Below are 1482 nucleotides of genomic sequence, written 5' to 3'. Positions count from 1 at the left end.
TCGCCTTACGGTGGAGCTGTGCGTAGATGTGATCAAGAGACAGCTTTCGCGCGGGAGCGCCATTGGCTGGGCGCGACGGCGGAAAGCCACCGCCTGCACGACGCGCCGCGCGACCACCGCCTGCTGGGCGAGCGCCAGGACCCGGAACCCCGCCTCTGGGGCCGCGAGTTCGACACGCTGCTGGAACCCTGGCTGGACGACCACCGCCTGGGCGGTGAGCCGGTGCTGCCCGGCGCCGCCATGCTGGAAATGGCGCTCGCCGCCGCCGCCCTGCGCTTCCCCGAGGCCCCGGCGCTGGAGGTCGCGACCTTCCAGATCCTCCGCCCCCTGCCGCTTTCCGATGGCGAGACGCGGCAGGTGCGTCTGCGCCTCGCCGATGATGGCGTCGTCACCCTGGAAAGCCGCCTGCGCCTGGCCGAGACCGCCTGGACGCTGCATGCCCGCGGCCGCCTGGGCGAGGCCGGCGAGGCCGCGCTTCCCGTCACCGCCGCCCTGGCCCTGGCCGCGCCGGACGAGATGACGGGACCGGAGATCACCGCGCTCGCCGCCCGCCTCGGCCTGGATTACGGCCCGGCCTTCCGCCCGCTGGTTTCCGTCGCCACCGAGGGCGGGCAGGCGCTGCTCCGCCTCGCCCTGCCCGGGGCCGCCCCGCCGGACGAGGGCTTCCACCTCCACCCCGTCCGCCTCGACGGCGCGCTGCAGGGGCTGATCGGGTTGCTGGCGCCGCAGTTCCCGGCCCGCGCCGACGCGCTGCCGGAGGGCGAGGCCCTGGTCCCCGTCCGCTTCGAGCGCCTGGTCTTCCGCCGTGGCGCTGCCCCGGCGGACAGCGCGGAGCTCCGCCTCGCCAGCCTGGGGGAGCGTTCCGCCGAGGCCAGCCTCCTGCTGCGCGACGCCGCCGGCCAGGTGGTGGCCTTCGCCCAGGGCGTGACCCTCCAGCGCCTGCGCCTGGCGCGCGGCGAGGAAGCGCCGCTGCGTGCCTTCCGGCTGGAGGACGTGCCGGTCGCCGACCCCTCGCTGCCGGCTCCCGAACCCGCCCTCGACGACGCCCTCGCCGCCGCGATGCGGGCCGACGAGCGGCTGCACCTCAGCGAATCCGCCCTGCTGCTGGAGGGCTGGGCCGGTGTCCTGGCGCAGCGCGCCCTGTCCGCCCTGCCCACCATCCGTTCCGCCCCGGCCACGCCGCCCGCCACCCTGGCCGGCGGGCTGTGGCAGGCCCTGGCGGAGGACGGCCTCGCCCACCATGACGGCACCGCCTGGCGCCTGCTGCCGCAGGAGGAACTGCCGGCGCCCGAGGAGATCTGGCAGTCCGTCCTGGCCGACCAGCCCGCCCTGGCGCACGACCTCGCCTGGCTCGCCCTGGCGGCGGAACGCCTGCCGGACAGCCTCGCCGGCCATGTCCCCGCCCTGCCGCTCGCCCCGCCCGACCTTGCCGGCGGCCAGGCTGTCTCTTGATCACATCTATGCACAGCTCCACCGTAAGGC

The 1482-nt window shown here is 76.2% G+C and carries 1 protein-coding gene; it reads left to right on the top strand.

The genetic code is table 11. The features are described 5' to 3' along the window. On the top strand, window positions 1-1452 hold a 1452-nt coding region (locus ROTAS13_RS24375), incomplete at its 5' end, for a polyketide synthase dehydratase domain-containing protein (RefSeq protein ID WP_171979236.1). Between the last annotated feature and the right edge of the window lie 30 nt (window positions 1453-1482).

The organism is Roseomonas sp. TAS13 (assembly GCF_001950415.1).
Lineage (GTDB): Bacteria > Pseudomonadota > Alphaproteobacteria > Acetobacterales > Acetobacteraceae > Roseomonas > Roseomonas mucosa.
This window is presented reverse-complemented; position numbering and strand designations above follow the sequence as displayed.